The 17586-nt window shown below is 40.3% G+C and carries 13 protein-coding genes; 5 read left to right on the top strand and 8 right to left on the bottom strand.

The features are described from left to right. Nucleotides 1-257: 257 nt before the first annotated feature. Nucleotides 258-1460, bottom strand: coding sequence for an outer membrane protein transport protein (locus tag C9J48_RS01885; RefSeq protein ID WP_006231375.1), 1203 nt, complete (start codon nucleotides 1458-1460; stop codon nucleotides 258-260). Nucleotides 1461-1983: 523 nt separating this feature from the next. Next, entirely contained in the window at nucleotides 1984-3408 is a 1425-nt protein-coding gene (locus tag C9J48_RS01880; RefSeq protein WP_006231376.1) for an alpha-amylase family protein, read from the bottom strand. Nucleotides 3409-3761: 353 nt separating this feature from the next. On the opposite strand from C9J48_RS01880, the gene C9J48_RS01875 reads away from it, so the two are divergent. Further along, on the top strand, nucleotides 3762-5321 hold the full coding sequence (locus C9J48_RS01875; RefSeq protein ID WP_081450103.1) for a bifunctional NUDIX hydrolase/phosphatase PAP2 family protein: 1560 nt from the start codon (nucleotides 3762-3764) through the stop codon (nucleotides 5319-5321). 179 nt (nucleotides 5322-5500) lie between these two features. Continuing rightward, entirely contained in the window at nucleotides 5501-8572 is a 3072-nt protein-coding gene (gene ydiJ, locus C9J48_RS01870) for a D-2-hydroxyglutarate dehydrogenase YdiJ (protein ID WP_006231378.1), read from the top strand. Nucleotides 8573-8695: 123 nt separating this feature from the next. On the opposite strand, the gene aqpZ is transcribed toward ydiJ, so the two are convergent. After that, nucleotides 8696-9388, bottom strand: coding sequence for an aquaporin Z (gene aqpZ / locus C9J48_RS01865; protein ID WP_036803536.1), 693 nt, complete (start codon nucleotides 9386-9388; stop codon nucleotides 8696-8698). 435 nt (nucleotides 9389-9823) lie between these two features. Then, nucleotides 9824-10708 carry a LysR family transcriptional regulator gene (locus tag C9J48_RS01860; RefSeq protein ID WP_006231380.1) on the bottom strand — a complete coding sequence of 295 codons (885 nt, stop codon included), beginning with the start codon at nucleotides 10706-10708 and terminating at the stop codon, nucleotides 9824-9826. Nucleotides 10709-10904: 196 nt separating this feature from the next. Between C9J48_RS01860 and C9J48_RS01855 the strand changes: the two genes are divergently transcribed. Further along, a complete protein-coding gene (locus tag C9J48_RS01855; RefSeq protein ID WP_006231381.1) occupies nucleotides 10905-11606 on the top strand; it encodes a cation efflux transmembrane domain-containing protein in 702 nt (233 codons plus the stop codon). A 123-nt stretch (nucleotides 11607-11729) separates the two neighbouring features. Here C9J48_RS01855 and C9J48_RS01850 read toward each other — a convergent pair whose 3' ends face one another. Beyond that, on the bottom strand, nucleotides 11730-12209 hold the full coding sequence (locus C9J48_RS01850; protein ID WP_006231382.1) for a LabA-like NYN domain-containing protein: 480 nt from the start codon (nucleotides 12207-12209) through the stop codon (nucleotides 11730-11732). A 125-nt stretch (nucleotides 12210-12334) separates the two neighbouring features. Then, nucleotides 12335-12586: a hypothetical protein gene (locus C9J48_RS01845; protein ID WP_011218039.1), complete on the bottom strand. Its 252-nt coding sequence runs from the start codon at nucleotides 12584-12586 to the stop codon at nucleotides 12335-12337. A gap of 190 nt (nucleotides 12587-12776) precedes the next feature. Between C9J48_RS01845 and C9J48_RS01840 the strand changes: the two genes are divergently transcribed. Both C9J48_RS01840 and C9J48_RS27780 read left to right on the top strand, forming a co-directional pair. Further along, nucleotides 12777-13517: a YggN family protein gene (locus C9J48_RS01840; RefSeq protein WP_006231384.1), complete on the top strand. Its 741-nt coding sequence runs from the start codon at nucleotides 12777-12779 to the stop codon at nucleotides 13515-13517. A gap of 149 nt (nucleotides 13518-13666) precedes the next feature. After that, entirely contained in the window at nucleotides 13667-13822 is a 156-nt protein-coding gene (locus C9J48_RS27780) for a hypothetical protein (protein WP_006231385.1), read from the top strand. A gap of 180 nt (nucleotides 13823-14002) precedes the next feature. Here C9J48_RS27780 and C9J48_RS01835 read toward each other — a convergent pair whose 3' ends face one another. Both C9J48_RS01835 and C9J48_RS01830 read right to left on the bottom strand, forming a co-directional pair. Next, nucleotides 14003-14998: a phospholipase A gene (locus C9J48_RS01835; protein ID WP_006231387.1), complete on the bottom strand. Its 996-nt coding sequence runs from the start codon at nucleotides 14996-14998 to the stop codon at nucleotides 14003-14005. 192 nt (nucleotides 14999-15190) lie between these two features. Beyond that, nucleotides 15191-17584 (bottom strand): YgiQ family radical SAM protein, encoded by a 2394-nt coding sequence (locus C9J48_RS01830; protein ID WP_006231388.1) that lies wholly within the window; start codon nucleotides 17582-17584, stop codon nucleotides 15191-15193. Between the last annotated feature and the right edge of the window lie 2 nt (nucleotides 17585-17586).

Genomic DNA, 17586 nt, shown 5'->3' with positions numbered 1-17586 from the left:
AGACCTTGAGTCCGAAAGAAACCAAAAATTTACAGGTAATTTTAAGCTAGAGACGGTATTAAGGAAAATATAGCTAGATGATTTAATATATTTTATATCAATATATTACAAGAAAGTTTGACGTTGATGTAATTATACTAATACAACAAAGTATATTGTAGGTGTGAGTGATAAAATCTTGTTTGATTAACAAAGCCCTGACGCATATTTTTTAAAAAAGCGAAGGGCTCTGTTGTTTGTATCTTTCTTATTTTTATTTAGAAAGAGCGGCTGTACTGAAGACCAACAAGTATCGCATTTGCGCGCGTTGTTGCTGATACTGTGCCAGCAAGAGGTTGGCCTGCGATTACTTGTTCGGTTACATCAACATCTTGACCCAGTAAATAAGTTGCACCGAAATCAATATTCGACTTACTGTTGATGTTGTATGTGAAACCAGCTGAGAACCACTGGCGGTCTGAATCAGGAATTGATAGTGATTTGTCTTCATCAGCAGCTGAGATATCGTACATGTAACCTGCACGTAGCGCCCAGTCGTTGTTTAGGTAGTAAGTACCACCAATAGAGGCGTGGCCAGCATCTTTCCAGTTGTAATCTTTAATTGTGGTGCCATTAGTCTCGACTTTATCGAAAGCACCCCAACCGACCCACTGTAGGCTGTAGTGTGCAGCAAATTTTTCAGTCAGCAGGTGGTAACCAGAGAACTCCACCATATCTGGTAAAGGTACGCTTAATTTGTCTGTATCATTACCCGCGTAATGAATATCACCTTCAGCTTCAAGTGTTGGGCTGTAACGATAGCTTAAGCCAAATCGGTTATTCTCGTTTAATTCGTAAACTGTTCCTAGGTTGAAACCAAGAGCAAAACCATCGGCTTCAGCATCAAGCGCGTTGATTGGCCCTAGGTCACGTTTCAGTTTACCTTGACCATAAATTAGATCGAGACCACCACCAATACTCCACTGTTCATTTAAGCGGTAAGCAAGGCTTGCTCCGAAGTTCATACTCATTACTTCGGTAGTACCGCCCAATAAAGGTGCTTTGAAATCGCTTGAAAATTCAGTACCAGTGCCGAAATTAGAGTATGCAGAAATACCCCAAGCCATTTTATCGTTGATTGGTGACACTATGTAAAAATTGGGTACAACACTCGTGCTGCCAATGTCGTCAGCCCCAAAAGTGTGATTAGGTAAGTGTTTATACGATGCATCTTTTACTGATACATCAGTATCAATAACCGTGAAGCCGATAGACATGCTTGTTTCTTTAAACATTGTCATTGCAGCTGCGTTACGTGAAATCACAGATGCGTTATCAGCGATTACCGCATCGCCCGCAAATGCACGACCGAGACCTGTTGCAGATTGACTATTAAGTTGAAAACCTGCTGCCATTGCTTGTGTAGAAGAAAGAGCGATCGCCGCAACGATAGCTTGAGTTAACAGACGCTTCTTGTTCATTATTTAATAATTCTTATATTTATTTTTTGGCGAATGCCAAATTTGGATAGGATTTTAAAAGTTGAATATATTAAAACAAATCAGACCAGTTTAATAATGGAATAAAAAATTCGAAATGAAAATTAATCGTTTTTATTTTGTTGTTATTAGTGGGCGTAATAATGGTGGTGAGTATGCTTGACGGTTTTCGCATGTAATCTTCAAATGAGTTTAATTGAATATAGTACCATTCCGTAAAATAGAGTAATTACTTTAACTTTATTTTTGTTAAATGAAAAGTGATATATTCATTTTCATTTGTTGATCTGATTTCCTTAATCATCTTCCATTATATTAGTCACCATTTGTTACAGTTAGTTTAATATTTAAAATAAAAAAATAGAACCAGCTGTAAAATGCCGACATAAACCTAAAATATACTGATGATGTTTTCTGAAAAATAAACTGTTTCTAGTTGGTTATGGTTCGCCTCATCAAGGGTGTGTAATCACTTAATGAGGCAAATCAAACAAACTCAAATCGGTTATTGCATCCACATCCGAGCGGTTTGCGCTGGGATGGTTAAGCTGTGGTTTTGTGAAGTAATGGTTTCACTGCTGCCACTGAGCACATCAATGTAAGGTTGATACCAGTTAAATTCGTAGCGATAGGTGTCGATTGTGTAACTGCGAGCTTCGCTACATTTGTTGATGGCTACTAGCCCTGCTTTATCACGTTTAAAGATAAGCAGGCATTTATCGCTGTACAAGGTTTCCATCGACTTGCCCTGCATCACGTTGTGAAAGCGAATCATGCTTACCATATCAGCGTTATTCCACACATCACGCCAACGGCCGTTGTCTTTATCTTCTTCAGGCTTAAGCGCATCGCTATAGATGAGAGGGGTACCGCCGTTTTTACCCAGAATATAGGCGTAAGCGAGTTTTTCGTTAGTCTTATCCATTATCTGATAGCGGAAACCATCATTGGTTGGAATATCGTGAGTAATGGTAAAAGTGATGGCACGATCATTTGCTAGCGCTTGTCCGTATGCTTGCGGATCATGTAACTGGCTCATGCTGCCATTGTAAGAAAAAGCATTTCGAATAGAAGAAAATAGCGGGAAATCATAAGCGCCATGATCTGTATTATTCAGATAAGGCTGTAAGAAAACATCGTAATCGTTAGTGCCTTTTCCACCACTGGTGATCACCTCACCAAATACATGCATACCGGCTGTGATTTCAGGAGTGAACACTTGATTTATTTGGTATTCGCTCATGTGTTTTACAGCATCAACACGAAACCCTTTAATACCCATGGTTTTCAATGCTTGCAGGTATAAACGCTGTTGGCTCACCACCCAATTATTAGGGTCTAAATCTGGTAAACCAGTGTCACCGTTACCGCCGCATAAGCGCCAATACTGCACGTGTCCCGGATTGCCCCAGTCGGTAATACATCCAGCAGGGTGGAAGTCATTGGCAGAGAAATTGCCTTGGGTCAGATCCCCAAATAATTTCTGTTTGTTCATGTAATCCATATTTTGGCTGTATTGCGTCAACAGATCACTGCCAGGGTAATTAAGGTCGTTACGTTTCCAGCTTTCATTCGCCATGTGATTGAGCACGATGTCGGCATAGACTTCAACACCTTCAGCTTTAAAGGCGGCAATCAGTTTTTGTAAGTCTTCTTTGTTACCGACTGGTGAGTCGATTAAGCGAATGTCTTGCGGCTGGTAGCGTGCCCACCATTCATCGCCAGATGATTTCAGCGGGGGGGAAATAAGCACTTTTTTATAGCCAGCCTGTGCGATGCTCTTGGCTTGTAGTGTAATGTCGCTGTATGACCAGTTAAATGCATGCAAAATGGTATCGGCTTGCACTGAAGTGGCAAAGAAACTGCTACCTATGATTGCGGTGGTAAGCACAGAGGCGCGTGCAAAGGATGTTCCTAACGTTATTGTCATTATTGGTATGCCTTATTAATAAATAGAATCTACATAAGGGAAGTGGAGTTAGATTTATTGTTATAGGTATGTTTAACAGGTTACCTATAAATATTATCAATAGTTCCTAATGGGTTTATTCTTTGGAATCAATGTCGTTGATTGTAGTGCTGACTTTTTTAAGAATGTGATTGAGCAAACAATTTATAAGGTGATGGAGTGCGTCAATTGCGGTTATATAATCTTCTACGATTCAACGGCGAATGTGGCAATAGATGTTTTACGAAAGCATTTCTTGCTGTAATCAGAATGACGATTACTATAAAGATAGGTAAGATGGTATAAGATCAATGACTTATCGATAAGGCTATCCCGTGTTTTATAACACCAAGACATCTATTTTCTCTGTATGGCTACTCAGCTTTTTCTTTTTGCTTTTTTCCTCTTTAAGTTATGCAACATCAGTAAGTAATAACAGCCTTTCTCGGGATGGAGAGTTTTTGTTAGACAGTGTTGTAGATAAAGAGATCGTACAAAAAAATATAGTTCCTGAAGGGATTGTAGGGGCGGTTTGTGTCATTCGCCATGACGATAAAATTGTGATGTTGTCGGAAGTTATTACCAAAAAGCTATCGTTACCAGGTGGATATATTGATCCCGAAAATACGGCAAAAGAAGCCGCTGTTCGTGAAGCGCTTGAAGAAACTGGGCTGGTGGTTTCCATTGATAAATTACTGCAATACCGTGGACGTGCTGCTATATACAGCTGTGTGACTGATACACCCATTTTAGTGTCTTCACGGGATGATCATCGAAATTATACGGTTGTAGCCTCGTGGTTTGCAGAGCACTTCGGCAAAGAAGTAAAGCGAGTTTATTTAATCGACCCTGACAACGTGAGTAGTGATGAGTATCGATACCCTGATGACACGAATCTACTGGCTAAGTGGATTAAGAATACGCCAAATAGTGAGATAACAGTTTATTCTGATTTGAGTGATAAAGTGAATGCCTTACATCGCTTTGAATTAACGCTAATGAATGATTTTCAGCAATGGGTTAAATCACAGTCAAATATTATTAAATCATTGTTTGATGTAACGATGACAGTCGTTAATTTACCCGGTGAAGCGTATTTCCTTTTATTCGTCACCATAGTCGTAATTGCTCTTTATGGACCAATGGCCTTATTGCAGCTATTAGTGATATTAGTAGGCGTTATATTTATATCTTCTTTATTAAAGAATGGTGTTGCCTCCCCAAGACCTTTTTACATTGTGCCGGAATTACAGCAAACAAATGCTTATGGCTTTAGCTTTCCTAGTGGACATACACTAATGGCGACTGTGTTGTGGGGTATGTTGTGGTGCTTTGTACGTGAGAAGAACAGTATTGCAAAAAGGCCAAAGAGTATCTCATTATTTACACTCTTCATTGTACTTATGATCATTGGTCAAGCTATTGCTAGAGTATGGTATGGCGTACATTATATGAGTGATACGATTGCCAGTATTATTCTGGGTATTGTGATTGTCATTCTATGGCGTAAATGGCGCCATTCCAATGAAATACCATTAAAAGATAGTATTGCAAGTAAATGGTTTTGGTTGGGGACAATGATCTTGGTTGGTGTTATTGCTAGCGTTACTCAGCTGCCAGATCATGTTTATTTATTCTCTGCACTATTAGCCATTTTCTTAAGTATTGAATTTGTGCCTAAATACTCGATTACATTATCTGTGTTTAACCGTTTTGTAACTGCATTAATAACGTTGATTGGTATTGTTGTGATTGGTTACTTTGTTTCATCTCTTGCACACCGCTCTACGGTTAGCTTGATTGTTGTGGTGATAAACTCTATAGGGTCTGTTGTGACAATTGGCTGGGCGGTAATTGTTCCCTCGGTGCTATATAAAAAGTTAGCAAAAGAATGATTGTTTTTTAAAAGCATATATTGATAATGCGTAATTTTATTGAACAGCATTGAGCTTGATCACACTTTGTTTAAGATAAAGAGTGAGGTAAAGTGGCTATAGATAAATTATTTCTATTTTGACAAATATAACAAGCCAGTCTTCGTAGGATACGATAAAGACACTGGAGAGGGAGAGCAATGTTACCTGTATTGACATATCAGAGTAGTATCGACGACGTCGTACTGTGTTATCTGACTGAATTAGAATCTGCTGGATTCACCGGCGATATTGAAAAAAGTTACGCGAGCCGTCTTGCTGTCGCTACCGACAATAGTGTTTATCAACTCTTGCCACAAGCCGTTGTGCTTCCTCGTTCAGTGAATGACTTATCCCTAATAGGTCAACTTGGTCAAAAAGAGGCGTATAAAAAAGTAACGTTTTCACCGCGTGGTGGTGGTACGGGTACTAATGGCCAATCATTAACACCGGGCATCATTGTTGACTTATCTCGGCATATGAACCAAATCCTAGAAGTGAATGCTGAGGAGGGGTGGGTAAGAGTTCAAACCGGTACAATTAAAGACCAATTGAATGATGCTCTACGTCCTTATGGTTTCTTCTTTTCGCCCGATTTATCAACCAGTAACCGGGCAACTATTGGCGGTATGATTAGTACCGATGCATCAGGTCAGGGGTCGTTAAAGTACGGTAAAACATCGGATCATGTATTAGCCCTGAAAGCCGTATTGGTCGATGGCTCAATATTAGAAACCGAGCCGCTAGACAGTAACGGTGTTGCTCGTTATGCGAATGATGTCAGCTTTGTCGGTAATGCTATTAACACTTCATCCACGGTATGTCGCGAAAAACGCCAACAGATTGTTGATAAGTTTCCTCCGTTAAATCGCTTTTTAACGGGTTATGATCTTAAAAATGTGTTTGATGAGAACGTTGAAACATTCGATATCGCCCGTCTTTTATGTGGTGCTGAAGGGTCGTTAGCCTTTGTTGCTGAAGCCAAGCTCAATATTACCTCTATTCCTAAGTCTCGTACTTTAGTCAACATAAAGTACGACAGCTTCGATTCTGCGTTACGTAGTGCGCCTATGATGGTAGAGGCTCAAGCGTTATCGGTAGAGACTGTCGATTCACGCGTTTTGAATTTTGCTAAGCAAGATATTGTTTGGAATACCGTTAGTGATTTACTCACCGATGTACCGGGTAAAGATATGCTGGGTATTAATATGGTGGAGTTTGCCAATAATGACCCTCAAGAAAACCAACGCCAAGTTATCGATTTATGCGTAAAGCTAGATATTCTCATCGAACAGCAAAAAGATGGTTTAATCGGATATCAAGTATGTGATGAGCTGGCAAGTATTCAAAAAATTTACACCATGCGTAAAAAAGCGGTGGGTTTATTGGGGGCAGTACAAGGCAATAAAAAGCCGATTGCTTTCGCCGAAGATACTTGCGTGCCACCTGAAAATTTAGCCGATTTCATTGTTGAATTTCGTCAACTTTTAGACGATAAAAAACTTGATTACGGCATGTTTGGTCACGTTGATGCTGGTGTGTTACACGTTCGACCAGCATTAGATATGTGCGATCCTGAGCAAGAACGCACCATGAAAGAAATTTCAGACCAAGTTGTTGCTTTAGTCGCGAAATATGGTGGCTTAATGTGGGGGGAACACGGTAAAGGTTTCCGCTCTGAGTATGGTCCTGCATTTTTTGGCGACGAGCTATTTACTGAATTACGTCGGATTAAAGCGGCATTTGACCCTGATAATCGCATGAATCCAGGTAAAATTTGTACGCCGTTAAACAGCAGCGATGAGTTAGTCAAAGTTGATGGTGTTAAACGGGGTTTCTACGACCGTCAGATTCCAGTAACAACGCGTGATAGCTTTAAACAAGCGATGGAATGCAATGGTAACGGTTTGTGTTTTAATTACGACACCAGCTCTCCTATGTGTCCATCAATGAAAATTACAGCTGATCGTCGTCATTCGCCAAAAGGTCGTGCGGGGTTAGTACGTGAATGGTTACGCCAGTTAGCCGAACAAGGTATTAATGCCGATGAGTTGGAGCAGAAGCTGCTCACGACGACGCCCACGGTAAAGCAGATTATAGATCGTCTGAAAAATACCTATGGCCCAAACAAGAATGAGTATGATTATTCTCATGAAGTGATGGAAGCAATGAACGGTTGCCTTGCATGTAAAGCGTGTGCAAGCCAATGTCCGATTAAAGTAGATGTACCTAGTTTCCGTTCTCGTTTCATGAATATCTACTACAGTCGCTATCAACGTCCGGCCAAAGATTACTTGGTGGCGTATGTCGAAAACTATCTGCCGATTATGGCCAAAGCCCCTGTTACGTTTAACGCGATAATGCGACCAGGATGGTCGAAAAAGCTAACAGAAAAAGCGATCGGTTATGTTGATATGCCAGCACTGTCGGTGCCAACATTGATGGAAGGCTTAGATGGCCATCACGCTACCCATTTTGATTTATCGTGGTTACAAGCGCTGTCACAAGCAGAGCGTAGTCAGTACGTACTTATTGTTCAAGACCCGTTTACCAGCTATTACGATGCGGAAGTGATCCGTGATTTTGTATACTTAATTGAAAAATTAGGTAAAAAACCCATGTTGGTTCCATTTAAACCCAACGGTAAAGCACAACATGTGAAAGGCTTTTTACGTCAGTTTGCAAAAACAGCACGTAATACGGCTGATTTTTTGAATCAATTGGCGTCTTTGGGTATTCCATTAGTTGGTGTCGATCCCGCACTTGTACTGTGTTATCGCGATGAGTATGAAGAGGTACTGAAAGAAACACGTGGTGATTTTCATGTACTAACGGCTCATGAATGGTTAACACCACTTCTGGCTGAGCAGGCGAATGATGTATTACGTGATGCTGCAAATAACAACGACGATTGGTACTTGTTTGCGCATTGTACTGAAAAAACCAAAATGCCTAATGCAGAAAAAGAATGGATGGCAATCTTCAATCAATTAGGGGCAGGGCTAAAGCCTGTTGCTGTCGGTTGTTGTGGCATGGCAGGTACGTTTGGGCATGAGAAAGACAAACTTGAAATCTCTAAGGGCGTTTACAATCTGAGTTGGAAGCCAAACATTGATAAGTTGGATCCCGAGCGCTGTTTGGTGACAGGTTATTCATGCCGTAGTCAGGTGAAACGTTTTGAACATATCAAAATGAGACACCCTGTTCAGGCGTTGTTGCAATTACTGTCGTAGTCGTAACCTCTAGTCTTTAAGAGCTGGCATCTAAAAGCGGCAGTGAATTAAGCAATAAAAAAGCGAGCAATGAATGCTCGCTTTTTTTACGGTCAAAGAGTGTCTGAGTTAGCTTAAATCTAATTAATCTTCGTTTGGACACAACCAGCGATAGATAATACCCGCGACGATAGCACCAAGTATAGGTGCAACCCAGAATAGCCATAATTGAGACATAGCCCAATCACCCACAAAAATTGCAGGGCCAGTACTACGAGCAGGGTTAACCGATGTATTAGTAACTGGAATACTGATTAAGTGGATTAACGTTAACGCTAAACCAATGGCTAACCCTGCCATACCAGGGGTGGCTAATTTGTGTGTAACACCTAGAATGATGAACAAGAACATAAAGGTCATTACAAACTCGGTTACAAAGCCCGACAACATGGTGTAACCACCAGGTGAATGCTCACCATATCCGTTGGATGCTAGCCCGCCAGCAAGATCAAATCCAGCCTGACCACTTGCGATAATGTACAGTACAAATGCGCCAGCAATAGCACCTAAAACTTGGAAGACAATATAAGGGATAATTTCATTTGCTGGAAAGCGACCGCCAGACCATAAACCAACAGTTACAGCAGGGTTTAGGTGGCAACCTGAAATATGACCAATAGCGTAAGCCATCGTCACCACGGTTAAACCAAAGGCAAGTGCAACACCAAGTAGGCCAATCCCTACGTCAGGAAATGCTGCTGCTAACACAGCGCTACCACAACCACCTAATACTAGCCAAAATGTGCCAATGAATTCAGCAACAAGTTTTTTTATCATCATTAGTCTTCCTGTCCACAATTTCGTATAACGAAAGTTTAATTAGATATGGTGTGATAACTGACATAAATTAACTAGAGAGGCAGAGTATATTTTATGTAAGTTTTATAGTATTTCATCTCTATTTATTTGCTGGGTAATGATTAATCAAAGATTCAATACTATTCAACCATTTTATAATTTACGATGTAAAAAGTGTAGCAACGTAATTTTAAAAGACATACTTACACAATACATTTTATTAAGACTAATTTTAGGTTTTGCATTAATGGACTACACTACATGATCAAATATCTTTTTTGGTACAGGTGTTCTAATAATAAGACTATCGTTATTAATAGAAAAGTGATGATATCTCATTAATATTGTAGATTTTAAGCCCACATAATGAAGATGATGGGGGCTATTTCCACGCTAAATTGGATATATAGCGTATTAATCTGTCACATCAAGTAAATAGTCTTCTAATTGTTCAGATAGCCACTGAATAACTAATCCGCGTCGTGATTCACTTTCTACTATTTCACCGTAAGGCTGCCAGCTCATAGCTTTGTTATGTTTAATAACCTTGATTGTACCTTGACGTAAGTGGTCATTAATTAGCAGTGCAGGAACATTAGACCATCCCGTCCCATCTAAAACCGCATGGCTTAGGTATTCATAAAAAGCTAGGGCGATGTAGTTGGTCGAATTGGGTATATCCGTCTTTAAATTATCATCTTCAATGTAAGCAAGAATGATTTCGGTATAGCGAGCGAAATCTTCACTGGTTACTTTTCGTAATTGGCTAAGAGGGTGGTCTTTATGAGCAACAGACATCATGCGAATTTGCCCTAAGTCGAAATGAAGCAAACGTGGAATACGATATTCTGTTGGCAATAAACCATAAGCAACGTCTACGGCATCTTGTTCTACTAAATTTTCTAATTCTGGTGGTGTAGCTGCATAGATAGAGATGCTGGTATTGGGAAACTTTTCCTTCAAGCGGTTGAGTGTGTCGCGCCAAAATGTTTCAGGTAAAGCATCATCACGGGCGATACGAACAACAGATTCAACACCATCAATATGCAGAGTGCATTTTCGTTTAATATCGTTAGCAATTTGTAAGAGGCGAGTGCAATCATTGGCAATGCTTTCACCAATGTTCGTTAATTGAATACGATTCCCTGTTCGCGCGAGTAATTTGACGCCGAGATCATCTTCAAGTGCGCTGAGAGAAGCACTCACTGTTGTTCGGCTCTTATTTAATTTACGCGCCGCTTCCGTTATCGATCCTGTTTTACTGGCATGAAGAAATATTTCAATCTGAGCTATTTTCAATTTAATGCTCCTGCTGACAAACAAATGTTATTTAACCGATCACAGAGTAGTGCTTATGCCAATCTAGATAAGTACCACCTTTAGCGACGAAAAAGTTGTCGCTGAGGGATTATTACATTCTACGTCAAACAGATACTATGAATATATTCTAAAAAAACACTTTATTGACGAAAAAATTGTCGATAAAGGAGGATTTATGACCCGTAATATTCAGCTTGAACGTAAGCTTCTTCACTTTTCGACTCTTTTTGCGCTGTTATTTGCGGTTATGGGAATTAGTTTAGGGGCATGGATTGGCTCTTTAGTCATCATATTTGACGGGGCTTACTCGTTGGTTAGCCTTTTTCTTACCTTAGTATCGGTTGCTGCGGCATCTTATATACATAAGCCGAGAAAGAATCCTTCAGCTATCAATATTACCAAAGTAGAGCCAATGGTTATCGCTTTCAAAGGGGGAGTGATAACGCTAATGTGCTGTATTTCTTTTGCATCAGCCGTTGAAGCAATATTGAATGGGGGTCGCGATGTGAATACTGGTGTGGCACTTATTTTTGGTGTTATTAATGTTCTAGGTTGTATTGGTGCTTATTGGCTTTTGATCAAAAAGGGTAAGCGTGCGAATTCAGGTTTAGTGGATGCAGAAGCAAAGCAATGGTTAATGGACACTGTGATAAGTATCGCAGTAATGATTGGTTTTGTTTTTGCGAAGGTTTTATCGCTAACGGAATATCAATCGTATGCAGTGTATGCTGACCCTGTAATGGTTATTATTGTTTCTATATATTTTATTATTGTGCCATTGAAAATGACTTATGAAGCTATTCAACAACTAGTCTTAGATAAGCAACCAATGCCGGATGACAATAATCACGATGCTTCTATCAGTTCAACCAGCTGATGGTAAATAAACGAGTAGTTTATGGGGTTCGTTGGCTATTAAATGATGATGATTCAACCAAGATACACAGTTGAATCATCATTTTAACACTAGTTTTGAATGCTAATGCACATTGAACGAAAATTAGCGACCTAGCAATAGTGTGCTTTCGATCTCACGGTAATAATGTGCAGTGTTAATCAGTGACGTCGCTGTTAGTCCAGGCACGCCGTAAACTTCAACATCAACCCCATACTTGGTTTGTACTTTATCGACGAGTAGATCAAAATCGCCGTCGCCAGAAAGTAAAATCACACGATCAACATCGCCAGCATGCTCAATCACATCAAGTGTGATACCAACATCCCAATCACCTTTAGCTGAACCATCGCTACGCTGAATAAAGGGTTTAAGTTTTACTTCAAAACCGATACCACGAAGAATATTTTGGAATTGACCCTGCTTTTCATCACCTCGATGAATAGCATAAGCATAAGCTGCAACTACTTCACGACCTTGTGTCGCTTCAGCCCAAAAGGCATTGTAATCAAAATTACACTTATACTTATCTTTTACGGTGTAATAGATGTTTTGAACATCAACGAAAATGGCAACTTTTTCCACAATAATCCTGATTTTAGGTTAATTAAGAATATGCTGTACCATGTTGACGTGAATTACATAAAAATTCAAGCGAACTCTTAGCTGCTCTGCTACATAAGGTTCCAAGAGTTAGCTTGCGACTATGATTACTTCTTTTCTTTTTTGTCTTTATTGCCTTTCCCTGGGTTGTTATCACCGTGGACACTGCTATTTTTCTTGTCACCCTTGCTTTTTCCTTTCCCATCAGAACAATCTTCAGAGTTAATTTTAATATTATCCGATTCCAGTTTTAGGCAGTCTTTACTCAATTCAAAACCATCACCTGAGATTGAAACATCCGCTTGAGCGTATGATATAGGCAGTAGAGTAAAGGCAATGAGTAATAATTTTTTGAGCATGTTTGTATTACCATGGTGAATAATATGATTGTATGTATAGTAGCCTTGTTTATGTAAACCGTTGCTGAATAGTGCTGAAAAGTAGCCAGAGAATGTTTATTTATATGCATTCATGCTCAAGGTGAAATAAAGTGGGTACAAATTTGTATTTAATTGTCTTAAGCGGCAGAGATAATAAGAGAGAAGAATCATGAAAAGTATTTTGATTGGTGGGTTGTTATTGAGCTCAACGGCCGTATTTGCGCAAAGCTGTCCTGTCGATGTAACCAATGAAATTCACATCAAGAATGGCGACGTATCTGTCTATCAGAGTGGCCAACCGAAAGTCATGATTGATGAAGATAACAATGTATTTATCAATGGTAAGCAATTGGATTTAAATGCCATGCAGCGTCAGGCTCTGGAAGCTTACAGCAATGGCGTTAAAGAGTACCTCCCGAAAATGGCTGACATTGCCAGTGATGGTGTGAGTATTGCCACTGATGTTCTTGATGAAGTTTCATCGAGTTTTGATTCAAAAGAGTCATTTGCCAATGTTGAAGCATTGATTGATGAATATGGTCAAAAAGCACAAGATAAATTTTACAAAAACGATGAATTTGTGATGCCAGCCGATATGTTTGCTGATGTAGATGAAAGTTGGAAAACAGAATTTGATGAAGCGATGAAACACGTCAGTGTTGAATCCATGTCGAGCTTATTTGCTGCGTTATCTGATGAGATGAAAGATGGCGAAATTAACTTCACTGAGCTTCAAACTAAATTCTCCGATCTAAAACAACGTATTGAAGAGCGTATAAAAGCAAGGTCAGGTGAAATGGCAGTGAAAGCTGATGACCTGTGTGGTTCGATTAAAGGGCTGGCTCAAGAAGAGCAAGAACTGCATAAAGCTATTCCTGAATTGAAAGATTACCAGATGTTTGAGATTTAATTTATTCGCTTGGATATAGTGCTACTTATTGCTTAATGGTGGCACTTTTTAATCATTAACCTGCTTCGTCACTCATAATAAATATACCCTTAAATGAATAAGTTAGTACTGTGCTAAGATGACTTATCCGTTTTTAGGGGGCTGATACTATGTTGAAGATCGGCGTGATTATTGGGTTACTTGCTCTCGCCTTGTTAGCGACTAAGTACCTTGATGAAAAGATTCAGAAAAAAATCTTTATCGGGTTAGCTGCTATTGCAGCTGGTGCGATTGTTTTATTCATGGGTGCAGAGCTGTTCCGATAATATCTTTATATTATTTACAAAACAGGTACACGGTTTCCAGCCCGGTAGCTTGGGTATATGGCTAAGCTCCTCGTAACTTTCGTAAAAAGGGTGTCTCGAGATTGCTTAGCCTTTCATTAAAATCGTCAACGTATTTTAGGACGAGACCCTGTAAATTATTCTGTGTTATAGCATCATGTTTTATAACATATCAGTTAACGCAATTCCCACACCAATGCGTTGTTGGTTGTGGTTATAGTCTATTAGACTTTCCCCGTACCCCGTTGTGTATTGTGCATATCCACGTAAACGTCCCCATAATGGAAATGTTAAACCGAGCTCAGCATAGCCCTTGTGTTCACTGAAATTCTGACGGCCTAAGAAGGTGAATTCGTAATCATCCCAGCGATAGGCTGAGGATAATTCAAAGTGTCCCATATAATCTTCGATATCAGGGTTATCATCACCATCTGCACTTTCTGGTGTTTCTTTTTCATCTTCAGGTATACGCCACCAAGGGCGCAAAGATAAAGCAAAATTATTCTTTTCAAAAACAAAATCGGTGTAAATACGATTCCAACTACGCGATAACTCTTGGCTGCGGCCGTTAGATTCATGTTCAATACCAAATGCGACCCATGTATTACCTTCTAATGGTGTCCATGGCGTTGGTGCAAAGTAGAACATTTCAGGTCGATAGTTTGTTTCTCTGAATGGGCTAGAAATATCATCGGCGTATACCTGCCACCAAGATTTTAATGTAATGCCAAAAAACAACCCGTCGCCTTCGATAAACATGCTGTCGTAATTCAATGGTACTTTAAAGCTGATCTGAAATTTAGCTTCGACATCTTTAAGGCTGTCCTCCCAACCTGTTTTTGCATAAGCGTCTTTGTTTACATCGTTGGTATACGTTACAGGTAAGATGTAATTCATTCTATGAGGCGTAATTACATAGGGGTTGAATGCGTTTTTACGTTCATTTGCCATCCGTTCAGACAGTAAATCTTGTTCGTTTTTAGCGAGCTCCGCCTCTGTTTTACATTTTGATCTTACTTCACCCAGTGTTAATTCATGATCGTGATATTTTACAGCATTGAGGAGGCACTCATTGTAACTGATAGGTTGTTCTGCAAATGCATTGAAAGAGAGGGCAAAAAGAAGGCTGAGCAGGCATAAAATGTAGTAATGAGTCACAGAGAGTCCTTTCGATGTCAGTTAACTAACAACAAAAAGAGAGGGCGTTGATAGTCAGTATTTTATTTATAGCATCTTAATATAACAGTGAGTTAAGTGTTGTTCGAATAATGTCAAATTAATTAGTAAAAACGAAAGCTTATAAATAACGGTACAAAAAAGGCGCTGAATTTTCAGCGCCCACTTAAACAGTTATTTTGCTTTTACTCTGCTTCGGTTAGGTTTTCCACCTTGACCTTGACGAGTCGAGGTTGGCTTCCCTGGTTTGCTTGGGCGGTTACCTGAAGGTTTACCATTAGCAGATGCAGAGTAATTACCAGCATCACTTCCTTGGCTTCTTGAACCTGGCTTATTTCCAGGTTTAGTGCCAGCTTTACCTGCAGGCTTACCGTTTGACTGGGTATTCCCATTTGGTCGGTTACCCGTGGTCGGGCGGTTGCCTGACGGACGTTTACCATCTTTACGGATATCTGGCTGATTCGGGTGCTTGGTTGCAAAGCGTTTTGCACCATGACGACCTGATTGGCGGCGTTGCGCTGGTGTTAGCTGCGTTTCTTGCTCAGAACCTTCTTCAGGTACTAAACAATTGGCGCGATCACCAATAAGGTATTTCTTACCCATAGAAATTAGCGTTTCACGAATAAGCGGCCAGTTAAGTGGATCGTGGTAACGTAATAGGGCTTTATGCACACGACGTTCACGTTCACCTTTTGCAACGAATAATTCCTCACGTTTCTTATACTTAACACGCTTTAGCGGGTTAGTTTCAGAGTGATACATAGAGGTTGCATTACACATCGGTGACGGATAGAAGTTCTGAACCTGATCACACTCATATTCATATTTTTTTAGCCACAATGCTAAGTTCAACATATCTTCGTTAGTTGAACCTGGGTGCGCTGAAATAAAGTAAGGGATTAGGTATTGTTTCTTACCTGCATCTTTACTGTACTTCTCGAACATATTCTTAAAACGATCGTATGTGCCCATACCTGGTTTCATCATCAGGTCGAGGGTGCCTTTCTCTGTGTGTTCAGGCGCAATCTTTAAGTAACCACCTACGTGGTGAGTTACAAGTTCACGCACGTACTCAGGCGATTCAACCGCTAAGTCGTAACGCACACCCGATGCAATCAATACCTTTTTAATGCCATCAACTTTGCGAGCTTCACGATAAAGATCGATAGTATGTTTATGATCAGTATTCAGCTTTTCACAGATCTTAGGGAAGATACAAGATGGACGACGGCAGTTAATTTCCGCTTTAGGATCTGAACAGCCTAAACGGTACATGTTTGCTGTTGGGCCACCAAGATCTGAAATAGTACCAGTGAAACCAGGTACTTTATCGCGTATGTCTTTTAGCTCATCAATAATCGATTCTTGAGAGCGGTTTTGAATAATACGCCCTTCATGCTCGGTAATTGAACAGAAGCTACAACCACCAAAACAACCACGCATGATATTCACAGACGTCTTGATCATGTCGTAAGCTGGAATTTTCGCTTTACCGTATGAAGGGTGAGGTACACGTGCGAAAGGCAAGCCAAACACAAAGTCCATTTCTTCAGTGGTTAACGGAATAGGGGGGGTATTTATCCATAGTTCACGATCGCCGTGTTTTTGAGCCAAAGCACGAGATGAATACGGGTTGGCTTCTAGGTGCATTACTCGGCTTGCGTGTGCATACAGAATACGGTCATTACATAACTTTTCATACGAAGGTAAACGTATATAAGTATTTTTTGGATCATGGCGAGAAGCCGTTACAACGATAGGCTTGGCAACGGGTTCTACTTTTACTTCATCTTCTTGCTTGGTTTTACATTCTTCTTCTGTCGCGTAAGGATTGATCATTGGCATTGCTTTGCCAGGTTTTTCTATACGAGAAGAATCTATTTCTCTAAAGCGCTCAGGAATTTCTTTAATGATAACGGCGGTACCAGGGATATTCTTCATATCTTCTAGTTGTTCGCCTTTAGCAATACGGTGAGCGACCTCTACCAAGGCGCGTTCAGCATTACCAAAAAGAAGAATGTCAGCTTTTGCATCGACAATAACAGAGCGACGCACTTTATCAGACCAATAGTCGTAGTGTGTTAAGCGACGTAGGCTCGCTTCAATACCACCAAGTACAATCGGTGTTTCTTTATACGCTTCACGACAACGTTGAGAATACACAAGAACCGCACGATCAGGGCGTTTACCGCCTTCGTTGTTCGGTGTGTAGGCGTCATCATGACGTAATTTACGATCAGCTGTGTAACGGTTGATCATGGAATCCATGTTACCAGCAGTCAGACCAAAGAATAGATTCGGTTGACCAAGTTCCATGAAGGCATCTTTATTATCCCATTTAGGCTGAGAAATAATACCGACACGAAAACCCTGAGATTCGAGCAAGCGGCCGATAACCGCCATGCCGAAACTTGGGTGGTCTACGTACGCATCACCAGTCACGATAATAATGTCGCAGCTATCCCAGCCGAGTGCATCCATTTCTTTACGTGTGGTCGGCAAGAAGGGTGCAATTCCGTAGCACTCTGCCCAGTATTTAGGGTATTCGTTTATCTTCATTAAATTCATTG

This window comes from Photobacterium profundum (assembly GCF_003026285.1).
GTDB classification, from domain to species: domain Bacteria; phylum Pseudomonadota; class Gammaproteobacteria; order Enterobacterales; family Vibrionaceae; genus Photobacterium; species Photobacterium profundum.
The sequence above is the reverse complement of the archived record's forward strand: the minus strand, read 5'-3'. Positions and strand labels throughout refer to the sequence as shown.